The organism is Bradyrhizobium sp. C-145, assembly GCF_023375135.1.
Lineage (GTDB): Bacteria > Pseudomonadota > Alphaproteobacteria > Rhizobiales > Xanthobacteraceae > Bradyrhizobium > Bradyrhizobium zhanjiangense.
This window is the reverse complement of the sequence record NZ_CP088150.1, coordinates 5,367,905-5,386,880: the sequence shown is the minus strand read 5'-3', so window position 1 is coordinate 5,386,880 and position 18,976 is coordinate 5,367,905. Positions and strand designations below refer to the sequence as shown.

The window sequence follows — 18,976 nt, the reverse complement described above, 5'->3', positions numbered from 1 at the left end:
GCGTGGGCGAGGGCTCGCGCTCTCTCGTGCCCCGGACGCCGCGGCCTTTGTTCCCTTAACAAAACGTCAATAAAACCAGCCAGTTATGGTGAACGCTTTGTTAAGCGTCGTGGTTTATTTTGTGTTGCAGGTGACAAGCCGTCACCACTTTTCGTTTTCGTTGCGTAAGCCGGAAGCACCATGATTGTTCGGCAGTTCATTAATTGGATCAGGACGGCGTCCGCTGGCGAGCGGGCCGAGGCGACGCGGGCGTTGGCCCGGGCCTGGCTGATCTCGGACCTTTCTCATGACGATCGCGTCGCCGCCGAAGGCGCGCTCTTGATGTTGCTCGACGATCCCTCGCCGCTGGTGCGGCAGGCGATGGCCGAGGCCTTTGCGCGCAGCACCGACGCGCCGGCTGCAATCGTGCGGGCACTGTCGGCGGATCAGCCGACGGTTGCGCTGCCCGTGCTCGAACATTCTCCGCTGCTGATCGATGCTGATCTCGTCGACATCGTCGCCACCGGCAATGACGAGGTGCAGTGCGCGGTCGCCCGCCGTATCGCGCTGCCGGTATCGGTCTGCGCCGCCATCGCCGAGGTCGGCTGCGCGGCTGCGGCGCTGGAGCTGATCGAAAATCCCCATGCCGAGCTCGCGCCGTTCTCCTGGAATCGCATCGTCGAGCGCCACGGCCATCTCGCCGCGATCCGCGAGGCGATGCTGGTGCTGGAGGATCTGCCGGCCGCAACGCGCGCGGCGCTGGTGACCAAGCTTTCCGAGACCCTTGCGCAATTCGTCGTGGCCCGAAACTGGCTGAGTGCCGACCGTGCCGAGCGCATCACGATCGAGGCGCGCGATCGCTCCACCATGAACATCGCAGCGCGCTCGCGTGGCGAGGACATGCAGGGCCTGGTGCGGCACCTGCGCATCACCGGCCAGCTCACCGCGGGTCTGATTCTGCGGGCGCTGCTGTCGAGCAATCTCGACCTGTTCGATGCCGCGCTCGCTGAACTCGCCGATCTGCCGCTGGCGCGCGTCTCGGCGCTGCTGCACGACCGCGGCGGCAACAGCCTGCACGCGCTGCTCCGCCGCGCGGGGCTGCCCGAGGCGACATTCGCGGCATTCCAGGTCGCGCTCGATGCCTGCCACGAGCAGGGCTTCGTCGACAGCGACGACGGTGCCGCTCGGCTGCGGCGGCGCATGGTCGAGCGCGTGCTCACCCATTGCGAGACGGACCGCGGCGCGACCGAACCGCTGATGGTCCTGCTCCGCCGCTTCGCCACCGAGTCCGCGCGCGAGGAGGCACGACTGTTCTGCGACGAGCTCGTCGCCGAGGATGCGGTCGATCCGGTCTATGATGATCTGATTGCGGCCTGACGAGACGCAGGCAAAGGCGCATCGCGCCGTGCCCACCGCTTCTTCACACAGATCATGTTGATTGGTGGGCACGCTCCGCTTTGCCCACCCTACGATTCTGATCGTGTCGATAAAGCGGAGTCGAAGCCCCAAACTCCATCATTGCCAGAGGAAAGAGCTGAGCCCTTACTCCGTCGGCGCAATGCTTGGTGCCAGGATCACCTCGAGATGCTCGGGGCGGTCGCGGTTGACGTGGGCGAGATATTCGTCGGCGACCTTGCGCAGGCGCCGGCTGAGCTCGGCGGAGACGCTGATGCTGTCGAGCCTGGTGTTCTCGTGCACGATGGCGAGGATCGCGTTGATGTGGTGCGTGAACAGATCGGCCGGCACCTTCGAAAGATCCGGCGCATGCTCGATGACGCGGCACAGGCTCTCGGCGATTCCCGCTGCCGAAGGAAAGCCGAACGTCGCCGCATCGCCCTTGATGTCGTGCGCGGCGTGGAACAGCTCGTCGCGCAGCTTCTTGGTGAAGCCATCCCGCTGCACGGCGGTCCAGGCGGCGGACAGTCTCTGGACCTCGATCGTCATCCAGTTCCGGAATTCGCCGGACAGGCCCGCCAGCGCCTGCTCGGCGCGGGCGACCGGATCGTCCATGTCCTTGTCTTCGACCCGGCGCAGCACCTTTCGCAAGGGATTGGGCTGCCTGATGACGTGATGCGTGGCGAAGGCCGTGACCTCGATGTCCTTTGCGCTGTTCTTCGCCATGATGCCTGCCTCGTGTGCGCTAGATGGAGGAGCGGGCCTTGTCGAGCAACGAGGGCTGCTGGAGCACCTCGTGCTTTTCGCCGACGCGGCGTTCCGGGCCCATATAGGCGGAGTTGGTGTTGCGGCGCCGGTCCGGGCCGAAATAGGTCTTGGTCTTGATGAAGGGGCGGGGATTGGCGACCACGTTGAGGATGCGCTGATAGAGCCCCTTGGCCGAGATCGGCTTGGCCAGGAATTCGGTGACGCCGGCATCGCGCGCGACCGTGACGCGACGCTTCTCGGAATGGCCGGTCAGCATTATGATCGGCGCGTAGGGATTACCCTTCGACTCCGGCTGGCGGATCATCTGCGCAAGCTCGAGCCCGTCGAAGATTGGCATCGCCCAGTCGGTGATGACGATGTCGGGCACGTAATGGCTGTACATTTCCAGCGCCGTGGCGCCGTCCTCGGCCTCGTAGACTTCGCGTGCGCCGAACGAATGCAGCAGCGTCCGCAGGATGCGGCGCATGTGCGGATTGTCGTCGCAGACGAGGAAGCGCAGCTTGTTGAAGTCGATGCGGAACATGACGCCCGGGCCAAAGCGGTCAACCTTCGTTAACCATATCGTGGCGGGGGTTAATGAAGGGTTGCGATCGGCTCTCCGGACGGGGCTGACCGGCGGCTCAATAGCCGAACTGTTCGCGCAGAATCCGCTCTTCCAGGCTGTGACCGGGATCGAACAGCATCCGCATCGAGATGGTCTTGTCGGAGAGGACCTCGACCCGGAGGACGTCGCGCACCTCGTCGTGGTCGGCGACCGCCGCGACGGGGCGCTTGTCGCCCTCGAGCACCTCGATCACGACATAGGCGGTGTTGGGCAGCAGCGCGCCGCGCCAGCGGCGCGGGCGGAAGGCGCTGATCGGCGTCAGCGCCAGCATCGCGGCGTTGATCGGCAGGATCGGCCCCTGGGCGGACAGGTTGTAGGCAGTCGATCCCGCCGGCGTCGCCACCAAGATGCCGTCAGCGATCAGCTCGGACATGCGCTCTCGCTCGTCGATCAGGATCCTCAAGCGTGCCGCCTGATAGGTCTGCCGGAACAGGGCGACCTCGTTGATGGCGTGATGCAGGTGGACGCGGTCGTTGACGTCGGTCGCCCGCATCAGGAGCGGATTGATCTCGGATTCGTGCGCCGCCTCGAGCCGCCTGCGCAGATCGTGCGTCGAGTATTCGTTCATCAGGAAGCCGACCGTGCCGCGGTGCATGCCGTAGATCGGCTTTCCCGTGTGCATGTTCTGGTGCAGAGTCTGGAGCATCAAGCCGTCGCCGCCGAGCGCGACGACGACATCGGCTTCCCTGGGGTCGCAATTGCCATAGTCCCGGGTGAGCTGGGCGAAGGCGGACTGCGCCTCGCTGCTCGGGCTGGCGACGAAGGCGATCCGGTCGTATCGCGAGGTCTTGGTCATGGCTTCCCGGGCAGGTGCCGCTGGCTCGAGTAAGTTCCGCCCGGCTCGTCTATACGACCTGGGCCTCGATTGTCGAGGAGGACCGCCTTTCAAGGCAAACGGGCGACCGCCGGGTTCAGGACAAAACAGGGGTGTTTCAAGCCCGGTCGGCCTCTTCGAGGGGCGCCGGACCGATGATCCCCCAAACCGTCGTAATTTCGCGCTAGTCTTTCCGTTGGCACCGGCTTTCAGAGCCGGGCACGGAGAACGATCATGGTTTTGAGTTTGCCGGTGCTCCGCCACGTGATGCTGGTGCTGGCGGTCTCGGCTTTCGGGTTCGCAGGATTGGCGCGCGCGGATGATCCGCCGCAGCCCCGCTCCGAGGCGGCGTCGCCAGCCGGACAGAAGGGCGGGCGTGGCGGTGGCGCGCAAAGCACTACGTCGGCTTCGCCGTCGGCGGCCGAGCTGCACCGTCTGCCGCCGGATTCGACCACGAGGCAGACGCTCGAACTGCCTGGCCGGACGCTCAACTTCGCCGCGACCGCCGGCTCGATCCGCGTGTTCGACGGCAAGGGCGAGCCGCTGGCCGACATCGCTTATACGTCCTACGAGCTTGATGGTGCCGACCGCGCGACGCGGCCGGTGACGTTCCTGTTCAACGGCGGGCCCGGCGCATCCTCGGCATGGCTGCAGTTCGGCGCCGCGGGGCCGTGGCGGCTGCCGCTCGACGGCGAAGGGCTGTCGCCGTCGGCCCCGCCCGAGGTGAAGCCGAACGCGGAGACCTGGCTCGACTTCACCGATCTCGTCTTCATCGATCCTGTTAGCACCGGCTACAGCCGCTTTGTCGCGAGCGGCGAGGACGCGCGCAAGTCGTTCTATTCCGTCGACGGCGACGTCAATTCGATCGCGCTCGTGATCCGTCGCTGGCTCGAGAAGCACGACCGGCTGACCTCGCCGAAATACGTCGCGGGCGAGAGCTATGGCGGCATTCGCGGACCGAAGGTGGTGCGCCAGTTGCAGCTCCAGCATGGCGTCGGCGTCAGGGGATTGATACTTGTCTCGCCGCTGTTCGACTTCCGCGAGTTCGCCGGCACGAGCCTGCTGCAATATGTCGCGACACTGCCGAGCTATGTCGCGGTCGCGCGCGAGGCCAAGAGACCGGTCACGCGCGCCGATCTCGCCGACGTCGAGGCCTATGCGCGCGGTGAATTCCTGGCCGATCTCGTCAAGGGCGAAGCGGACAAGGATGCGACCAACCGGCTCGCCGACAAAGTCGCCGAGCTCACCGGTATCGACCAGGCGGTGAGCCGCAGGCTCGCAGGCCGGTTCGACGTCGGTGAATTCCGCCGCGAATTCGATCGCAGGAACGGCAAGGTGACGGGACGCTACGACGGCTCTGTGCGCGGCTTCGATCCCTATCCGGATTCCGGCAGCTCGCGCTTTGGCGACCCCTCCGGCGATGCACTGCAGGCGCCGCTCACGAGTGCCGCGGTCGACGTGCTGACACGCAAGCTCAACTGGCGGCCGGACGGGTCCTACGAAGTCCTGAACGGCAGCGTCGAGGGGCATTGGGATTTCGGCCGCGGCCTCAACCCGCCGCAATCGGTGTCGGAGCTGCGCCAGATTCTCGCCACCGACGCGAAGCTGAACGTGTTGGTCGCACACGGCCTGTTCGATCTCGCCACGCCCTATTTCGGATCGAAGCGTGTGCTCGACCAGTTGCCGGCCTTCGTCACGCAACGCGTGAAATTCGTCGTCTATCCCGGCGGCCACATGTTCTATTCGCGCGACGGATCGCGGCAGGCAATGCGCAGTGAGGTCGAGACGTTGATCAGGGAATAGAGCATGATCCGGAAAAGTGCGTAGCGGTTTTCCGATAGGATCATGCTCCGGCTAAATAGGCCGGCGCTTGCGCGGCTGATATCGACGGCCGATCTCGCGGGCGACGACTTTTTCCGGCTTGACGTTGGCACCGGCGATCCAGATGTCGCTCACCTTGCCGCGCTTGTCGCGGACGCGGCGGACAGGCTCGCCATGGCTGGAGTAACCGGCGGCCCAGGCGAGCTTGCCGGTGTCGCGGCCGGTGACCTCGATCTCGGCGGCATCCATGAATGGGTTATTGAATTGCGGATTGGCGATGAGCACGCGGTTGCCCGCGGGCACGAGATCAGTGGCTCCCCAGATCGTCCACCAGCGGCCGGTCCAGTCGCGCACGCGCCGGTCCGGCGCGCCGCGCGTCTTGAACACGCGCAGGATCTGCAGCGCGCCGTCCATCCAGAGCGGCGCGGCGCCGTCGATGGAGTTGCTGAGGATGCTGATCGCGAGCTCGCAATCAGGAATGGAGCAGGTCCGGGAGATGTAGCCCTGGAAACCGCCGCCATGGCCGAACCAGTCCCAGCCGTCGGTCTTTCCGGCGTTGATGCCGAGGCCGTAATAGCCCTCGAAGCTCTGCGGGATGCGCCAATGGTGGCGCGTCATCTCGCGGCGGCTCGCGGCCGACAGCACGCTCTTTTTCGCATTGGGTGCGAGCTGCGCGAAGAAGCGGGCGGTGTCGCCGGCAGTCGCGACGAAGCCTGCGGCGGAGGCCATCGCGTGCGCGGGATTGTTGCCGGGGATCACGCAGCGCTCGCCGAACGGCACTTTTCGCGTGTGGCCGCACGCGAATGGCTTGCCTTTGGCAAGGGGGGCATTCGGTTCGGTCTCACGTAAGCCGGCCGGCTCGATGATCTCGCGCCTGATCCAGACCGGGTAAGCCTCCGTCGTCACCGCTTCGATGACGAGACCGAGCAGGCCAAAGCCGTGATTGGAATATTTGAAACGCGTGCCGGGTTCGACCGCGGTCGGCAGCTTCAATTCCGCGAGCAGCTCGTTCGCGTTGAGATAGGGGCGGGTGTCGATGAACTGGCCGGAATCGGCGCCGTCGCGCGTCAGTCCCGCGCTGTGCGAGAGCAGTTGCGCGATCGTCGTCTCGGCGACGCGCGCATGCAGGCCGCCGACATATTGGCCCACGGGATCGTCGAGCCGGAGCTTGCGCTGCTCGCGCAGCTTCATGATGCCAGCGGAGGTGAAGCTCTTCGAGTGCGAGGCGATGCGGAAACGGTGGCGGGGCGTGAGCTTCTCGCCGGTGTCGAGATTGGCAAGGCCGAATGCGTGCTCGGCGACGACCTCGCCGCGATGGGCGAACGCGACGATGACGCCGGGCTGTTGGATTGTCCTCAGCTGGAATTCGATCCAGGAGCTAATGTAGTCGATCGCGGATCGCAGCCACGGGTCCATTGCGCACCAATTTGCGAGGGAAAGATTTGGTGCGTGAAGCTAGCCGAGAAAGTGGAACGGGCACAACCCCAAGGTTGTGCCCGCTCAATTCATTCAAGGATGCGAGGTCTCAGTAGACCGATGGCTCAGTAGACCAGCGTCGCGCCGGTCGGCTTATCGAGCGCGGCGGCGAGCGAGCGATATTCGGAGCTGTCGGTGCCGGCGAGCGAGGCGATCTTGTTGAGGTGATACTGCGCCTGTTCGCGGTTGCCCTGCTCGAGCTGCCAGAGGCCGTAATACTGCCAGGTGCGGACGTGGTTCGGATCGTCCTTCAGCGCCAGCTCGTAATAGGCCTTCGACGACTGGTAATCACCGAGCTTGCGATAGGAGTAGCCGATCAGGTTTGCGACATCGGCGACGTCGTCGCGCTTCAGCGATTTCAGCTGGTCGATCGCGCCCGTGTAGTCGTGACGGTCGTAGATAGCAGTATAGGCAGTGCGATAGGCCGCAAGGAATTTGGGATCGTGGACGGAGGAGCTCTTCTTCTTGCCCTTTTTGGACGAGCTGTCCGACTTCGGCGGCGAGGAGGGCTCGTCGCTGCCCGCGGCATAGGCGCTGGACAGCACCGGCGCAGCCGCCAGCGTCATGGCGACAAGTCCCGGCACAACAAGCATTGAGAGTTTGCGCATCTAAGTTCTCCGGTATGGAACGCGGCGATCCTACACGATTGCCCGAAGACCGGAACACCCATGGGGCGAAAACATTCCCGCTTCGCACGATCTATTCGTCCTGCCGCAGATGACAAACTTGTCATCGAGATGAACGGAAGCCTGCAGCGGCCTTCAGATCGGGTTCAGTGCGCAGCCCCTAGGCTCCAACCTACGATCGAAGAGGTGACGAGAGGGCGCCGCCTCAAGATCCTTCCAAGAGGAGACCACCATGTTGAAGACCATTTCCGCAGCCTTGCTCGCCGCTTCCGTGATCGCAGCCCCGGCCTTCGCCGCTGAGGCCGGCAAGACCACCACGACTGCGCCGGTGACCAAGGCGGATCAGAGTCAGACCAAGGCAGCAAACACTGCCGTCAAACCGGATGCGGGCGTCAAGGCCGACACGAAGGCTTCCGACGTCAAGGCGGACGCCAAGGTGGACACCAAGTCGAAGGTGATGAACGCCAACGCTGCCGTCACCCCCGCCGAGCACAAGTCCGTGCACAAGCATCGCCATCACCACAAGCAGGTCACGGCCAAGGAGTCGCTGAAGGCGCAGCCGGACGTGACCAAGCCGGCATCGGACAAGCGCAACTGACGACTGATCCCGCGCGGCGGCATCCCTGACATTGCCCCGCCGCCGAGTGCGGAATTCAGGCCCGGTCCGTTCGCCGTGCCTCGTGCGAAAGCTCGAGGTATCGGCCGCGGGCCGGTGCGTCGTTGCGCCGCTGCAGGCGAATTCCCTTCATGCAGGGTTGGGATCGTGCGGGCTTGGGTTCGTAGAAGCTTGAGGCTAGAACATCTCCGAATCTGATCGAGCGGAGAGCGGGGCCTGTGGGGCGATTGGCGAGATGTGCGGTGATCCTGGCGTTGCCGTTGGCGCTTGCGGCATGTTTCGGCAGCGACGGTGACCGCCCAACGCTGTTGGGTGGGACCCAGGCCGGAGGGCCGCAGCCGTTTCCCGACAATTTCCGCGGCGACACGCTGGCCTTGATGCGCAGCTATCTGAACAATCCGGTCGGAGTGCGCGACGCCAGCATGGCTGATCCGGTGCTGCGCGAGGTTGGCGGGCGCCAATTCTATGTGAGCTGCCTGCACTTCACTCCGCGCGAGACTGATGGCAGCTATAAGGGCATGCGCGAGCGCGCCGTGATTTTCGTCAACGGGCGGAGCGACCGCGTCGTCGATCGGACGAGCGAGCTTTGTGCGGGTGCGGTTTACGCACCCTTTCCGGAACTGGAAAAGATAACGCGGTAGCGCAAAGCCCGCCTTCATCGCCTCGTGATAGGACAGTCCGCGCCGGAGCCGCTGGATCACATTTTGGCGAGCTTTGAACGGGGCGGTTTCGTCTCGCGACAAATCCTTTACGGCAGGCCCTGCACAGGCGACGAGAGCAGCCAGCGCAAGGCGACGTGACGGAACAAAATCGCGCTGTTGCCACCCCGTCACAGTAACGAACGATCAACGTTCCGGCATCGTCGCGAAGCAACCAAATTCACGCCACGTTGTTTGCTGAGGGTCGAATTTGAGAGCATGGGGATGATCATGAAGAGGCTTTTGCTCGGAGCAGTCGCGCTGCTGGCGCTGGCCGCGCCGGCCGCTGCTGCCGACATGCAGCCGCGCACCTACACCAAGGCGCCGGCCTATACGCCGCCGCAGGTGATCTACAATTGGACCGGTTTCTACATCGGCGGCCATGTCGGCGGCGCCTTCGCCGGCGACAACAGCTTCCAGTCGAGCGACGCCCGCTTCCTCGGCGGCGTGCAGGGCGGCTTCGACTACCAGTTCGCGCCCAATTGGGTGGTGGGTATCGAGGCCCAGTATTCCTGGCTGCCGACCAACAACAACGGCGTCACGTTCCCGCTGGGCACGCAGGTGACGTCCAACACCGACCAGCTCGGGTCGGTGACCGGTCGCATTGGCTACACTTGGGGACCAACGCTGCTCTACGCCAAGGGCGGTTATGCCTGGCGCAATAACGGTCTTGGCGTGAACATCGCCGGGGTGCCGCAAACCTTCACCACCACCGGCAACAGCAAGGACGGCTACACCGTCGGCGCCGGCCTCGAATACATGTTCGCGCCGAGCTGGTCGGCCAAGGCCGAGTACCAGTATTACAACTTTGGCAGCACAACCTTCACCTCCGGCCCGGCCGACATCGTCGGCGTTCGTGGCCGGGAGGACGACCATACCGTCAAGGTCGGTGTGAACTACCGGTTCGGCTGGGGCGGGCCGGCGGCCGCGCGCTACTGACCTACCGCCCACGACCAGGATCTGACAAAGGCCGGCTCCCGCCGGCCTTTCGTTTGTCAGCATCTGTTCGCCGGCCTTCCGTTTGCTTTGTGTGAACCATCTGGCGCGTCATTTGCTTGCAAGCAGTGCGGGCGCGCCTTGTCACGCGCGTCATGGGGCCGAGGTAAAGCAAAAATAATTTTTGCGATTTACGGAACTCGCGCTCCTCAACGCGTTATATGAGAATTATCGGGCTGGTGGGACGACGGACATGCGTATCTTTGTGTCGGCAGTGGTGCTCTCGTGCTTCACCTGCCTGCCGTGCTCTGCACAGACAATCCTCAAATCCGAACCTCTGATGCTGGCGCCCTATGAGGTCGCCTTCGTCAAGGACGCCTCCTGTCCGTCGGGCAAGGTGCTGAAGGTCACCGGCGCGATCCGCGGGCTGCATCGCCGGAAGGCCTGCGTGGCCCTGGCAGGCGAGCAGGCGTCTCTCGCGACCGCGACCCCCTGAGAAACGCCGGTTTGGCGTCGGACCTCAATAATTCAGCTCAAGCTCCATCCTCGACTGCTGGTCGGCCTCGGCCTTGTTCTTGGCGGGGTCCTCGCCCTGGGCTGCCTGGCAGGGCGCAATCTCGTAGTCGTTGTCGAGCACCCGGCGCGGTCCCCGCTGCTCGTCGTCCGCGATCACGTCGACGACAAGGCCACTTCGCTGCGCGAGCTTCCAGACGTCGGACTCGCTCGGATAGGCCTTGCTGATCTGGGCCTCGTTGCAGAACAGGGCGTAGGGCATTCTTCCCACTCCAGGAAAGCCCGTTAACGACTTTGCGGGGTGAGGGTTCCGGCCGGCGGCCCGATCACGGCGCCGTGATCAGGGGCGATAGGGCCCTGAGTCCTTAACGAGTCCTGAATCCCCAAAAAAAGAATCCCTGGGACTCTCCGGCCGGAATCAGCGGATGTTTTCGGCCATGACGAGCGACCTGAAAACCTCCTGCGGGCACATGCTCCTGCCCCTGACGCTGGCGCTGTTTGGCGCCTGCGCGGCCAATCTCTGGCTGGTGTGGTCCTGGCTGTAGCCCCCGACTGGAGAGCCGGCCCTACTTTTCGGCCGGTGGACGGGGGGAGGGGTCACAGATGGCGGCGCGCAATTTGGTCAGGGTGGCCGCGCAATATTCCTCGCGCTCGCGCTCGAACCGCTCCTGATGCTTGCGGAAATTGGCAATCCGGGCCTGCATCTCACTGCGGAAATCGCCGCTTGCCCGCGCCGGCGGGAGCTTGACGGGCTGAGGCTGCGGAGGGGTCTGGGGCGGCTCGATCTCGGCGGTGACGGCCTCGACGGCGATGATCTCGACGGTCGCCGCGGGCGCATCCGACGGCGCGCCCGGCTGAAGGATGTCATCCTTCTTGCCGGTCACCGATTGGACGAAGGCCAGTGTCTGCGCGATCAGTGCGTCGCGTTCCCTGATCCACTTCATGATCCACCTTAGTCGCGCCCCATTCCAACAAAGCGGCCGCGCCGAATCAAGGGTCCGTTTGTAAAGGGGATTGCATATTTTTCCCGATCGCCCGACATTGGTCAGATGAATGCCGAAGACAAGCGGATGGACGAAGCGGAGGGCTTGAGGCTCGTCCGCGCATTCCTGTCGTTGCCGCCCGACAAGCGGGCGGAGGTGATCGCGTTCGTCGAGGAATTGGTGCGTGCCCATGGCCGGCCCGAAAAGGGCAAGGAGGTATCGCCGCAGTGATGGCTAGCGCTGGCGCGGATTGACGTTGGGCTCGAACGGCGCGCCGACCACCCGAACCGGCGTCTGAGCGCTGACGTCGGCCGCCATCCGCTGGGCCACCTGCTGTGCCGGATCAGGTGCTGGCGCCGGTTCGAACAGCGCAACTGTGCCGGCGACGGCGCCACAGCACAGCGTCACCGTCGCCAGCAGAAACATGTTTCGGTTTTCTTCCCTGATCCGCATGGATCGAGAACCCATGACGCAGGGCTTTGGTTCCGGTCAGACCCTATCGGAGCGGCCGCCTACAAGTCCGCCCAACGCGGCCAAGCGATGGCGACTAGCTGAATGGTGAAGTCCGAAAATTCCGGCGGGCCGTGTGCGCCGGGTGAGCTTGGGCGGCGGCGCATGCCCGCGGTGCCGATGCCATCTATAGCGCGAGCAGAAACCATTGCGATTGCAAACAGCACGGCCGTCATCACGATGGCCGTAACCGCACCGGCGGCGATCCTGGCCTTCTCTTTGAGCGTGGTGGAACGCATCGTATGCACATGCTACCTCATGTTGAACTCTGATCCAATCTGTGCTCAGTAACTGCGCCCGCGCTGCGCGCGGCCAACCTCCATTCCTGTAGGTCTGCCTATGAACGAGGACGTCAGCGACGGCTGGGCCGCGTCCGCGGCTGCCTGGATCGTCGAGCAGGGGCAAGATGGCGACTATGGTCGCCGCTTCGTGCTGGACGCGCCGATGAGAGAGCGCATCGAAGGGCGCGGCTTTCGCAATGCGCTCGATGTCGGCTGTGGGGAAGGGCGCTTTTGCCGCATCATGCAGCGCGCCGGCATCCGTACCACCGGCATCGATCCGACCGAGGCGCTGCTCGCGCGCGCCCGCGAGCTGGACCCGGATGGCGACTATCGGCTCGGCCGCGCCGAGACGATGGAGCTCGATGCGAGCTTTGACCTGGTCGTCAGCTATCTTAGTCTGATCGACATGCCCGATCTCGGTGCGGCGATCGCCAGGATGGTGGCGGTGCTGCGCCCGGGCGGCACGCTACTGATCGCCAACCTGACGAGCTTCAGCACCGCTGGCCAGCCGGACGGCTGGACGCGTGATGGCGAGGGCCCGTGGCGCTTCGCGATCGACCACTATATGCAGGAGCGGCCGATCTGGGCCGCTTGGCACGGCATCCGGATCCGGAACTGGCACCGTCCGCTCAGCACCTACATGACGCTGTTGCTCGATCACGGTCTCCAGTTGCGCCTATTCGTCGAGCCGCAGCCAACGGGCGGCAGTCCCGAGCAGGTTGCCCGTCATCGCCGCGTGCCCTTCTTCCACGTCATGGAGTGGCAGAAGCCGGCCTGATCGAAAAGACAGGCGATTCCAGAGGCGACGGATCGCCTATACACTGGCCTCGCGACTTGATTTGAGCCTAGTCCGATGATCTCCAATCGTCCTCCCGTGCTCGCTCACGAACGTTTCCTCGCCGACCGCGAGAATTTCGCCGGCCTCGATCTCGCTGCCCGGTTCGAGCGGATCGAGCGGACCAACCTGTGGGGCGCGGGGACTTCGGTGTCGGGCCTCGGCTCGGAGGACCCCGCGACCGCCGCGATCCGGGAGGCGCTTGCTCCATTGCTGCAACGGCTCGGCGCGCGCTCGCTGCTCGATGCGCCCTGCGGCGATGCCGGATGGATCGGCCGCCTGAAGCTCGACGTCGATTACACCGGCATCGACGTCGTGCCGTCGCTGATCGAGGCCAACCGCCGGCGTGTGGCAGGCGGCGGGTCGCCGGGCCGGTTTCTCGTTGCCGACATCACGTGCGATGCGCTGCCGCGTGCGGATGTCATTCTCTGCCGGGACTGTCTGGTGCATTTGAGCTTTGCGAATATCGATCGCGCCCTCGCGCGATTTCGAGAGAGAGCGGCGCGCGCTTCCTGCTGGCCACCACCTTTCCGGAATGGGATGCAAATCGCGATTGCGAGGACGGCGACTGGCGGGCACTGAACATGGAGAAGCCGCCGTTCGACTGGCCGGCGCCGCACGCACTGATCAACGAGCGTTGCGAGGAGGGCGGCGGCGGCTGGCGCGACAAGAGCCTCGGGCTCTGGCAGCTGGAGGATGTCCGATGATTGATGCCAGATGCAGTTGCGGTGCTGTTTCACTTTCGCTTCCGGGACCGACCAGGCTGGTCGCGGCCTGTCATTGCATCGACTATCAGCGGCGAACCGGAGCGCCGTTCGGCGTCGGTGCGTTCTATCCTGTCGAGGACGTCACGATCTCCGGCGCGCCGAAGCAGTACGCTCGCGCCGCCGCAAGCGGCGGCGAGGTCCGCTTCTATTTCTGCGCCGACTGCGGCTCGACGGTCTGCTGGAAGGCTGACAATCTGCCTGACATGATCGGCGTTGCCGTCGGCGCCATCGCGGATCCGGATTTTCCCGCGCCCGTCAGATCGGTGTTCGAGCAATCGAAACATGCCTGGGTCGAGATCGGTGGCGCCGGCGTCGCGCACTTCGAACAGGGCGCAGCGCGCAAGAGTTCAAGCTGAGGCACAGGCATCGAGTCCTGGTGCCGGCGCGGCCGGTGTTCGGTCAAGGACGCTGCCGATGACTTGCGTCGGACGGCGCTCCTGACGTCTGTATCGGTTCACCGGGAGCACGGTCCAGTGGCGGGTGAGGCCTGGCGAGTCCTACCGTTCCGGGAGGTGCGTCGTTGCTGGCGGTACGGGTATTGACGCGCTCTAACGTGACTGTCGATGCAACCACAATGGCGATGGCCAAGGCGACAGCGGATAGGGCTAAGGCTACCCGATCATTCGGGTCCATCGCTAGACCTCCGCGAGACGGCTCTATAGCACGAGGATAACGGCAAACCGATGATTTAGTTCTTGCGGTGGTCGCCGATGAATAAGGAGCCATGGCAATTGACAGGCTTCGATCCGCGGTCGCGGAGGGCGGTGGAAGCTTTGCCGCCCGGGTCGATTGCAGGTTCGACATAGCGCGTCAGGCCACGACGCGGTGTCGGCTAAACCAATGGTGCCGGCTGAGGGGATTGAACCCCCGACCTTCGGTTTACAAAACCGCTGCTCTACCGCTGAGCTAAGCCGGCGACGCCTGAGAAAGCGGGCAGGGGCGGCACATGCCGGGGCCGTCCACCCGACCGTCCACCCTTGCGCGCCGCAATATCAGACTTGGTCGGAAAGTGCCAGAACCGCGATCGTCGTCGCAAGACATGAATCAGGCAGCCTTGCGGGCCGCCTGATGGGTCGCGTTCGATGTGAGCCGCTTACTGGCAGATGTGCCGGCGGCCGTCGTCGCCCTTGAACCAGGTGCCGGGCGTGCAGACGAAGCCGTTACGCTGGGCATAGGTGCGGGTGTCCCAGCCGCGATTGTCCCACGAACGATCGTACGCGTAGGAATTGTCCCAGGCGCGGAACGGAGCGGTTGCGATCGCGCCCGCGGTGCCGATCGCGGCACCGGCTACGCCCGCCGCGACATCGGTCGGCCAGAAGCCGGTGCGGCTCCTGTTCCAATCGTTATTCCAGTCGCCGCTGTTGGTCTGCCGATAGGACATGCGGCGATGGCGATAACCCCTGTCGGTGTACGGATTTCCCGGTCCGAGGTTCTGGCAGTTGGCATTCGGGAACTGGGCCGAGCAGCGGGCAGGATTGTTGACCACCGCCTGTGCCATCGCGGGGCCCGCGAGAGTGGTGGTCGCGATCGCGACGGCGCCGAGGAGTTTGATATTCATGATTGTTGGCTCCCGTTGTGGTTGAACGGGGGCTAAATGCCGAGCGCGCCGGACGTTCCGGTGAAACCGGTCGATTTTAGCAGCCGGACGGTCAAACGGATGTGAGCATACGGGTGGTTCCGGCCGGTGCGCTCGATGCCGTTAACGCTTCGCTAGTGCGCTTTGCAGCATTTGAGCAGCGCGCAATCCTTGCACATTAGGCTTACCGGAAATTGGTGAGCGGGCCTTAACTCTCTCTGCGTCGCGATCGGATAGGTTGTGGCCGGACAACCGGGGCCTTCTCATGCGCGCTGTGGCGCTCGCTGCCTTTCTGATCGGACTGCCTGCGACGGCGCTTGCCGACGGCGGCTTCGATATCGTCGTTCCCGGCCGTCCCGGCGTGCCGATCATCATCAACAATATCGACGCGTCCTACAGCGTCGTCGAGGGCGTCTGGGGCCTCGGCAAGAACCAGCAGGTGCAGCCCACGATCTATGGCGGGCGCTATGTCGCCGAGCGGCAGCCCGACGACGTCGGCCATTATTATCCGACGCTGGGCCTGCGGCCCGGCTACGGCCGGCTCGAGGTCGAGCCGCCCGCGAACCGCAAATTGCCGAAGCCGGCCGAGAGCTACCACCAGAGCTGGGGCGCGTCGTCCGCGCCGCTACCGCCGCAGATGGACGTGCCCGTCGATCCGCCGCCAGTGATCCTCGCGCCCGAGATCAACGACCATCCTCGGCGCCCTCGGCCACGGCCGCATACAGAGATCCCCGGCAAGCCGCCGGGTTAGCAAACGCAAAAACCCAAAAAACGGAAATCAACAGGAGAGAGTAATGCGTCAAATGATTTCGGGACTGGTCGCGGCGGCTGCCGTGATGTTCGTCGCTACCGCGCCCGCCGCGGCCTGCGGCTTCACCACGTGCGCGCCAATTGCGCCGGTCTATTCCGGCTGCAACACCGGCTGCGGCGGCTATGGTTATGGCTATGGTTATGGCTATGGCTATGGCTATGGCTATGGCTATGGCTATGGAGCATATGAGCGCCTCGCCGAGCCGACCACGCAGTATTATTACGTCAACCAGGGGCCGACCTACACAGGCCCGGGCGCCTTCGCGCCGTATCCGACGTATCGTGAAGACGCGGTCGTCGCGCCCGCCAATTATGGCTATGGCTACGGCTATCGTGCCGCTTATCGCTATCACCGCCCGTACTATCGTCCGTATCGCTACGGCTATGGCCCGCGCTACGGCTATCTGCCGCGCGTGCACTACGGCTACGGTCCGCGCTACGGCTACGCTCATCGCCACGCACCGTACTACGGCGGCCATCGCGTGCTGCGCCGCTATTACTGATCTCTGACCGGTTCAGCCGACGAGGCGCCCGTTCGCGTGATGCGGACGGGCGTTTTGCTTTTTGGTGTGAGCGTGCCGTGGTGGCGATCACACGAATGCAGTTACGAGAAAGTCGTCATGTCCGGGCTTGGCTTCGCGCCATGACGTTCTGCCCTGGCTTGCCAAGCCGAAGCTCGCGAAGCGAGCGAAGGCTGGTGGGGGAGGCAGGACTCGAACCTGCGAAGCCATGAGGCGGCTGATTTACAGTCAGCTCCCTTTGCCACTCGGGACACTCCCCCGCTCGACGGCAGCACAATCGGGCCGGACCTTGCCGGCGGACCGAAGACGGCCATGGAACGTGAAGACCGCGACAACCCTGATCGGGGCGCGACCGGGCGCGTTTATGGGCGAAGCAGTGGGGCAAAGTCAACCGAGGCGAACAGCTAAAATCGTCCCTGACGGCACCGAAATTGCCATATTCCGGGACCCGTGACACAAGCGAGCCCATGAAGGATCGAAAATTCGGCCCCAAGGGGGCTCGCGGCGGGGCTAAGCCCTTCAACAGACCCGGGAAATCGGCCGGCCGGCCGGCCTGGCGCGACCGCGATTCGCACCCCGACGGGCCTGTCATCCTCTATGGCTGGCACACCGTCACGATGGCGCTCGCCAACCCCCGGCGGCGGATCCGCAAGCTGACGTTGACCGAGAACGCCGCAAGGCGGCTCGCGGACGAAAACATCGCAACCCGCATCGCGCCCGAGATCGTCCGGCCCCAGGAGATCGACCGTCTGCTGTCGCCAGACGCCGTGCATCAGGGGTTGCTTGCGGAAGCCGATCCGCTGCCTTCGCCTGATATCGAGACCTTGAAGCAGGAAGGCATGGTGCTGGTGCTCGACCAGATCACCGATCCACACAATGTCGGCGCGATCTTACGCTCCGCCGCGGCCTTTGCGGTGAAGGCGATCGTCACCACCGCGCGTCACAGTCCGGAAGCCACCGGCGTGCTCGCGAAGGCAGCCTCCGGTGCGCTCGAGCTCGTGCCGCTCATCACCGTACAAAACCTCGCCCGCGCGCTCACCGCGCTGAACGAGCGCGGCTTTCAGACCGTCGGGCTCGACAGCGAGGGCAGCGAGGATCTCAGCGACGTCGCGCTGCGTGAGCCGCTGGCGCTGGTGTTAGGGGCCGAAGGCAAGGGCCTCAGGCAGCTGACCCGCGAGACGTGTAGCGTCGTGGCGCGGCTCGACATGCCCGGCGAGATCAAGAGCCTCAACGTCTCCAACGCCGCTGTGCTCTCGCTCTATGTCGGCGCAAGCAGGCTCGGGCTGATGAAGCAGGGCGCGACGTCGTAGACCAAAGGCAGACTTACCCGATCATCTCCCGCACCATCGGCACCACCTTGCGCCCATAAAGCTCGATGCTGCGCATCAGCTTCTCGTGCGGCAATGGCCCCGCCGAATACTTCAGCTGGAAGCGCGAGATGCCAAGGGCCTTCGCCGTCTTGGCGATCTTGCGCGCAACGGTCTCGGGCGAGCCGACATAGAGCGAGCCGTGCTCGGCTTCGCTGACGAACTCGTCGCGGCCCATCGGCGGCCAGCCGCGTTCCTTGCCGATGCGATCGCGCATGGCCTTGTAATCGGGCCACAACTCTTCACGCGCCTGTTCGTCGGTCTCGGCGACATAGCCGGGGGAATGCACACCGATCGGCTGTGCCGGGCGGCCGAACTCCCTAGACGCGCGGTGATAGAGCTCGACGTAGGGTGCAAAGCGCGCTGGATCGCCGCCAATGATCGCGAGCATCAGGGGCAGGTCGTAATGCGCGGCGCGCACCACCGATTGCGGGCTGCCGCCGACGCCGATCCAGGTCTTGAGCGTGCCGTTTTCGACCGGCGGATAGACCAACTGATCCCGCAGCGGCGGACGCAGCTTGCCCTCCCAGGTCACCGGCTGCTGCGGCAAGAGCGCGGCGAACAGGTCGAGCTTCTCCTCGAATAGCTCTTCGTATTTGCGCAGGTCGAAGCCGAACAGCGGGAAGGATTCGGTGAACGAGCCGCGGCCGAGGATCACCTCGGCGCGCCCGTTCGAGAGCGCATCCACCGTCGCAAAGCGCTGGAACACGCGGATCGGATCGTCCGAGCTCAGTACCGTCACCGCAGAGCCGAGATGGATGCTTTTGGTGCGCGCCGCGATGGCCGCGAGCACGGTCTCGGGCGAGGAGATCGCGAAGTCGGCGCGGTGATGTTCGCCGAGGCCGATGAAGTCGAGACCGAGCTCGTCGGCCAGCACGGCTTCATCGACGACGTTGCGGATCACCTGCGCATGCGAAAGCATCGCGCCGGCGGTGTCCTTGGTGACGTCGCCAAAGGTATCCAGTCCGAATTCGAGCGGTGCGGTCATCGATGAGGTCTCTGCGGGCGCAACAGGCGCCTGTCATTGAGGGAGGGATCGTTTGCGGTGGAGCTAGGCCGCTAATGCCGGCGCAACAATGC

At 64.7% G+C, this 18,976-nt stretch carries 23 protein-coding genes, 2 tRNA genes and 1 pseudogene; 13 read left to right on the top strand and 13 right to left on the bottom strand.

Going from position 1 to position 18,976, the window contains the following annotated elements; translation table 11 throughout:
- Positions 1-180: 180 nt before the first annotated feature.
- A complete protein-coding gene (locus LRP30_RS25450; RefSeq protein ID WP_249756619.1) occupies positions 181-1,356 on the top strand; it encodes a DUF2336 domain-containing protein in 1,176 nt (391 codons plus the stop codon).
- Between the two features lie 165 nt (positions 1,357-1,521).
- Here LRP30_RS25450 and LRP30_RS25445 read toward each other — a convergent pair whose 3' ends face one another.
- The 3 genes from LRP30_RS25445 to LRP30_RS25435 all read right to left on the bottom strand — a co-directional run bounded on the left by LRP30_RS25445 (position 1,522) and on the right by LRP30_RS25435 (position 3,542).
- Entirely contained in the window at positions 1,522-2,100 is a 579-nt protein-coding gene (locus LRP30_RS25445) for an Hpt domain-containing protein (RefSeq protein WP_249756618.1), read from the bottom strand.
- Between the two features lie 19 nt (positions 2,101-2,119).
- The gene (locus LRP30_RS25440) at positions 2,120-2,665 is read right to left on the bottom strand and encodes a response regulator (RefSeq protein ID WP_008549760.1); all 546 of its coding nucleotides are present in this window, start codon (positions 2,663-2,665) and stop codon (positions 2,120-2,122) included.
- 97 nt (positions 2,666-2,762) lie between these two features.
- On the bottom strand, positions 2,763-3,542 hold the full coding sequence (locus LRP30_RS25435; protein ID WP_128933043.1) for an NAD kinase: 780 nt from the start codon (positions 3,540-3,542) through the stop codon (positions 2,763-2,765).
- A 252-nt stretch (positions 3,543-3,794) separates the two neighbouring features.
- Between LRP30_RS25435 and LRP30_RS25430 the strand changes: the two genes are divergently transcribed.
- Positions 3,795-5,363, top strand: a complete 1,569-nt coding sequence (locus LRP30_RS25430) for a peptidase S10 (RefSeq protein WP_249756617.1) — start codon at positions 3,795-3,797, stop codon at positions 5,361-5,363.
- A gap of 51 nt (positions 5,364-5,414) precedes the next feature.
- Here the strand turns inward: LRP30_RS25430 and LRP30_RS25425 are convergent, their stop codons facing one another.
- Both LRP30_RS25425 and LRP30_RS25420 read right to left on the bottom strand, forming a co-directional pair.
- Positions 5,415-6,797: a serine hydrolase domain-containing protein gene (locus tag LRP30_RS25425; RefSeq protein WP_128940504.1), complete on the bottom strand. Its 1,383-nt coding sequence runs from the start codon at positions 6,795-6,797 to the stop codon at positions 5,415-5,417.
- A gap of 125 nt (positions 6,798-6,922) precedes the next feature.
- Entirely contained in the window at positions 6,923-7,465 is a 543-nt protein-coding gene (locus LRP30_RS25420) for a tetratricopeptide repeat protein (protein ID WP_249756616.1), read from the bottom strand.
- A gap of 250 nt (positions 7,466-7,715) precedes the next feature.
- Here LRP30_RS25420 and LRP30_RS25415 point away from each other — a divergent pair, with 250 nt between their 5' ends.
- The 4 genes from LRP30_RS25415 to LRP30_RS25400 all read left to right on the top strand — a co-directional run bounded on the left by LRP30_RS25415 (position 7,716) and on the right by LRP30_RS25400 (position 10,229).
- Entirely contained in the window at positions 7,716-8,081 is a 366-nt protein-coding gene (locus tag LRP30_RS25415; protein ID WP_249756615.1) for a hypothetical protein, read from the top strand.
- A gap of 263 nt (positions 8,082-8,344) precedes the next feature.
- Positions 8,345-8,740, top strand: coding sequence for a hypothetical protein (locus tag LRP30_RS25410; protein WP_249761829.1), 396 nt, complete (start codon positions 8,345-8,347; stop codon positions 8,738-8,740).
- Between the two features lie 288 nt (positions 8,741-9,028).
- The gene (locus LRP30_RS25405) at positions 9,029-9,736 is read left to right on the top strand and encodes an outer membrane protein (protein WP_249756614.1); all 708 of its coding nucleotides are present in this window, start codon (positions 9,029-9,031) and stop codon (positions 9,734-9,736) included.
- A 250-nt stretch (positions 9,737-9,986) separates the two neighbouring features.
- Positions 9,987-10,229, top strand: a complete 243-nt coding sequence (locus tag LRP30_RS25400) for a DUF6719 family protein (RefSeq protein ID WP_027560017.1) — start codon at positions 9,987-9,989, stop codon at positions 10,227-10,229.
- A 24-nt stretch (positions 10,230-10,253) separates the two neighbouring features.
- On the opposite strand, the gene LRP30_RS25395 is transcribed toward LRP30_RS25400, so the two are convergent.
- Both LRP30_RS25395 and LRP30_RS25390 read right to left on the bottom strand, forming a co-directional pair.
- Positions 10,254-10,508, bottom strand: coding sequence for a hypothetical protein (locus LRP30_RS25395; protein WP_128933048.1), 255 nt, complete (start codon positions 10,506-10,508; stop codon positions 10,254-10,256).
- Positions 10,509-10,812: 304 nt separating this feature from the next.
- Positions 10,813-11,190 carry a hypothetical protein gene (locus tag LRP30_RS25390; protein WP_249756613.1) on the bottom strand — a complete coding sequence of 126 codons (378 nt, stop codon included), beginning with the start codon at positions 11,188-11,190 and terminating at the stop codon, positions 10,813-10,815.
- Positions 11,191-11,295: 105 nt separating this feature from the next.
- On the opposite strand from LRP30_RS25390, the gene LRP30_RS25385 reads away from it, so the two are divergent.
- Positions 11,296-11,460 (top strand): hypothetical protein, encoded by a 165-nt coding sequence (locus LRP30_RS25385; RefSeq protein ID WP_164934801.1) that lies wholly within the window; start codon positions 11,296-11,298, stop codon positions 11,458-11,460.
- 3 nt (positions 11,461-11,463) lie between these two features.
- On the opposite strand, the gene LRP30_RS25380 is transcribed toward LRP30_RS25385, so the two are convergent.
- Positions 11,464-11,655 carry a hypothetical protein gene (locus tag LRP30_RS25380; RefSeq protein WP_206734841.1) on the bottom strand — a complete coding sequence of 64 codons (192 nt, stop codon included), beginning with the start codon at positions 11,653-11,655 and terminating at the stop codon, positions 11,464-11,466.
- An 86-nt stretch (positions 11,656-11,741) separates the two neighbouring features.
- Positions 11,742-11,978 (bottom strand): hypothetical protein, encoded by a 237-nt coding sequence (locus tag LRP30_RS25375; RefSeq protein ID WP_249756612.1) that lies wholly within the window; start codon positions 11,976-11,978, stop codon positions 11,742-11,744.
- 100 nt (positions 11,979-12,078) lie between these two features.
- Here LRP30_RS25375 and LRP30_RS25370 point away from each other — a divergent pair, with 100 nt between their 5' ends.
- The 3 genes and pseudogenes from LRP30_RS25370 (at position 12,079) to LRP30_RS25360 (ending at position 13,978) form a co-directional block, all read left to right on the top strand.
- Positions 12,079-12,798, top strand: coding sequence for a class I SAM-dependent methyltransferase (locus LRP30_RS25370; RefSeq protein WP_128940509.1), 720 nt, complete (start codon positions 12,079-12,081; stop codon positions 12,796-12,798).
- 75 nt (positions 12,799-12,873) lie between these two features.
- A pseudogene (locus tag LRP30_RS25365) lies at positions 12,874-13,562 on the top strand (class I SAM-dependent methyltransferase).
- Positions 13,559-13,978: a GFA family protein gene (locus tag LRP30_RS25360; protein WP_249756611.1), complete on the top strand. Its 420-nt coding sequence runs from the start codon at positions 13,559-13,561 to the stop codon at positions 13,976-13,978. Before LRP30_RS25365 ends, LRP30_RS25360 begins: the two are co-directional and overlap by 4 nt.
- A gap of 485 nt (positions 13,979-14,463) precedes the next feature.
- Here LRP30_RS25360 and LRP30_RS25355 read toward each other — a convergent pair.
- Together LRP30_RS25355 and LRP30_RS25350 are read right to left on the bottom strand one after the other, a co-directional pair.
- Positions 14,464-14,538: transfer RNA gene (locus tag LRP30_RS25355), tRNA-Thr, on the bottom strand.
- Positions 14,539-14,715: 177 nt separating this feature from the next.
- Positions 14,716-15,180, bottom strand: a complete 465-nt coding sequence (locus LRP30_RS25350) for a hypothetical protein (protein WP_128933053.1) — start codon at positions 15,178-15,180, stop codon at positions 14,716-14,718.
- 283 nt (positions 15,181-15,463) lie between these two features.
- Here LRP30_RS25350 and LRP30_RS25345 point away from each other — a divergent pair, with 283 nt between their 5' ends.
- Both LRP30_RS25345 and LRP30_RS25340 read left to right on the top strand, forming a co-directional pair.
- Positions 15,464-15,949: a hypothetical protein gene (locus LRP30_RS25345; RefSeq protein ID WP_249756610.1), complete on the top strand. Its 486-nt coding sequence runs from the start codon at positions 15,464-15,466 to the stop codon at positions 15,947-15,949.
- Positions 15,950-15,992: 43 nt separating this feature from the next.
- On the top strand, positions 15,993-16,511 hold the full coding sequence (locus LRP30_RS25340; RefSeq protein ID WP_249756609.1) for a hypothetical protein: 519 nt from the start codon (positions 15,993-15,995) through the stop codon (positions 16,509-16,511).
- A gap of 192 nt (positions 16,512-16,703) precedes the next feature.
- On the opposite strand, the gene LRP30_RS25335 is transcribed toward LRP30_RS25340, so the two are convergent.
- A tRNA-Tyr gene (locus LRP30_RS25335) sits at positions 16,704-16,789 on the bottom strand.
- A 207-nt stretch (positions 16,790-16,996) separates the two neighbouring features.
- Between LRP30_RS25335 and rlmB the strand changes: the two genes are divergently transcribed.
- On the top strand, positions 16,997-17,839 hold the full coding sequence (gene rlmB, locus LRP30_RS25330; RefSeq protein ID WP_164940296.1) for a 23S rRNA (guanosine(2251)-2'-O)-methyltransferase RlmB: 843 nt from the start codon (positions 16,997-16,999) through the stop codon (positions 17,837-17,839).
- A gap of 13 nt (positions 17,840-17,852) precedes the next feature.
- Here the strand turns inward: rlmB and LRP30_RS25325 are convergent, their stop codons facing one another.
- Positions 17,853-18,884, bottom strand: coding sequence for an LLM class flavin-dependent oxidoreductase (locus LRP30_RS25325; protein WP_128933057.1), 1,032 nt, complete (start codon positions 18,882-18,884; stop codon positions 17,853-17,855).
- Positions 18,885-18,976 lie beyond the last annotated feature (92 nt).

Excerpts from the sequence above, each read along its gene's own strand:
- LRP30_RS25420 (WP_249756616.1), bottom strand. The coding sequence starts at position 7,465 with ATGCGCAAACTCTCAATGCTTGTTGTGCCGGGACTTGTCGCCATGACG.
- LRP30_RS25350 (WP_128933053.1), bottom strand. The coding sequence starts at position 15,180 with ATGAATATCAAACTCCTCGGCGCCGTCGCGATCGCGACCACCACTCTC.
- LRP30_RS25385 (WP_164934801.1), top strand. The coding sequence starts at position 11,296 with ATGAATGCCGAAGACAAGCGGATGGACGAAGCGGAGGGCTTGAGGCTC.
- LRP30_RS25450 (WP_249756619.1), top strand. The coding sequence starts at position 181 with ATGATTGTTCGGCAGTTCATTAATTGGATCAGGACGGCGTCCGCTGGC.
- LRP30_RS25435 (WP_128933043.1), bottom strand. The coding sequence starts at position 3,542 with ATGACCAAGACCTCGCGATACGACCGGATCGCCTTCGTCGCCAGCCCG.
- LRP30_RS25375 (WP_249756612.1), bottom strand. The coding sequence starts at position 11,978 with ATGCGTTCCACCACGCTCAAAGAGAAGGCCAGGATCGCCGCCGGTGCG.
- LRP30_RS25405 (WP_249756614.1), top strand. The coding sequence starts at position 9,029 with ATGAAGAGGCTTTTGCTCGGAGCAGTCGCGCTGCTGGCGCTGGCCGCG.
- LRP30_RS25430 (WP_249756617.1), top strand. The coding sequence starts at position 3,795 with ATGGTTTTGAGTTTGCCGGTGCTCCGCCACGTGATGCTGGTGCTGGCG.
- LRP30_RS25390 (WP_249756613.1), bottom strand. The coding sequence starts at position 11,190 with ATGAAGTGGATCAGGGAACGCGACGCACTGATCGCGCAGACACTGGCC.
- LRP30_RS25345 (WP_249756610.1), top strand. The coding sequence starts at position 15,464 with ATGCGCGCTGTGGCGCTCGCTGCCTTTCTGATCGGACTGCCTGCGACG.
- LRP30_RS25445 (WP_249756618.1), bottom strand. The coding sequence starts at position 2,100 with ATGGCGAAGAACAGCGCAAAGGACATCGAGGTCACGGCCTTCGCCACG.
- LRP30_RS25370 (WP_128940509.1), top strand. The coding sequence starts at position 12,079 with ATGAACGAGGACGTCAGCGACGGCTGGGCCGCGTCCGCGGCTGCCTGG.
- LRP30_RS25425 (WP_128940504.1), bottom strand. The coding sequence starts at position 6,797 with ATGGACCCGTGGCTGCGATCCGCGATCGACTACATTAGCTCCTGGATC.
- LRP30_RS25415 (WP_249756615.1), top strand. The coding sequence starts at position 7,716 with ATGTTGAAGACCATTTCCGCAGCCTTGCTCGCCGCTTCCGTGATCGCA.
- rlmB (WP_164940296.1), top strand. The coding sequence starts at position 16,997 with ATGAAGGATCGAAAATTCGGCCCCAAGGGGGCTCGCGGCGGGGCTAAG.
- LRP30_RS25340 (WP_249756609.1), top strand. The coding sequence starts at position 15,993 with ATGCGTCAAATGATTTCGGGACTGGTCGCGGCGGCTGCCGTGATGTTC.
- LRP30_RS25440 (WP_008549760.1), bottom strand. The coding sequence starts at position 2,665 with ATGTTCCGCATCGACTTCAACAAGCTGCGCTTCCTCGTCTGCGACGAC.
- LRP30_RS25400 (WP_027560017.1), top strand. The coding sequence starts at position 9,987 with ATGCGTATCTTTGTGTCGGCAGTGGTGCTCTCGTGCTTCACCTGCCTG.
- LRP30_RS25395 (WP_128933048.1), bottom strand. The coding sequence starts at position 10,508 with ATGCCCTACGCCCTGTTCTGCAACGAGGCCCAGATCAGCAAGGCCTAT.
- LRP30_RS25380 (WP_206734841.1), bottom strand. The coding sequence starts at position 11,655 with ATGTTTCTGCTGGCGACGGTGACGCTGTGCTGTGGCGCCGTCGCCGGC.
- LRP30_RS25325 (WP_128933057.1), bottom strand. The coding sequence starts at position 18,884 with ATGACCGCACCGCTCGAATTCGGACTGGATACCTTTGGCGACGTCACC.
- LRP30_RS25360 (WP_249756611.1), top strand. The coding sequence starts at position 13,559 with ATGATTGATGCCAGATGCAGTTGCGGTGCTGTTTCACTTTCGCTTCCG.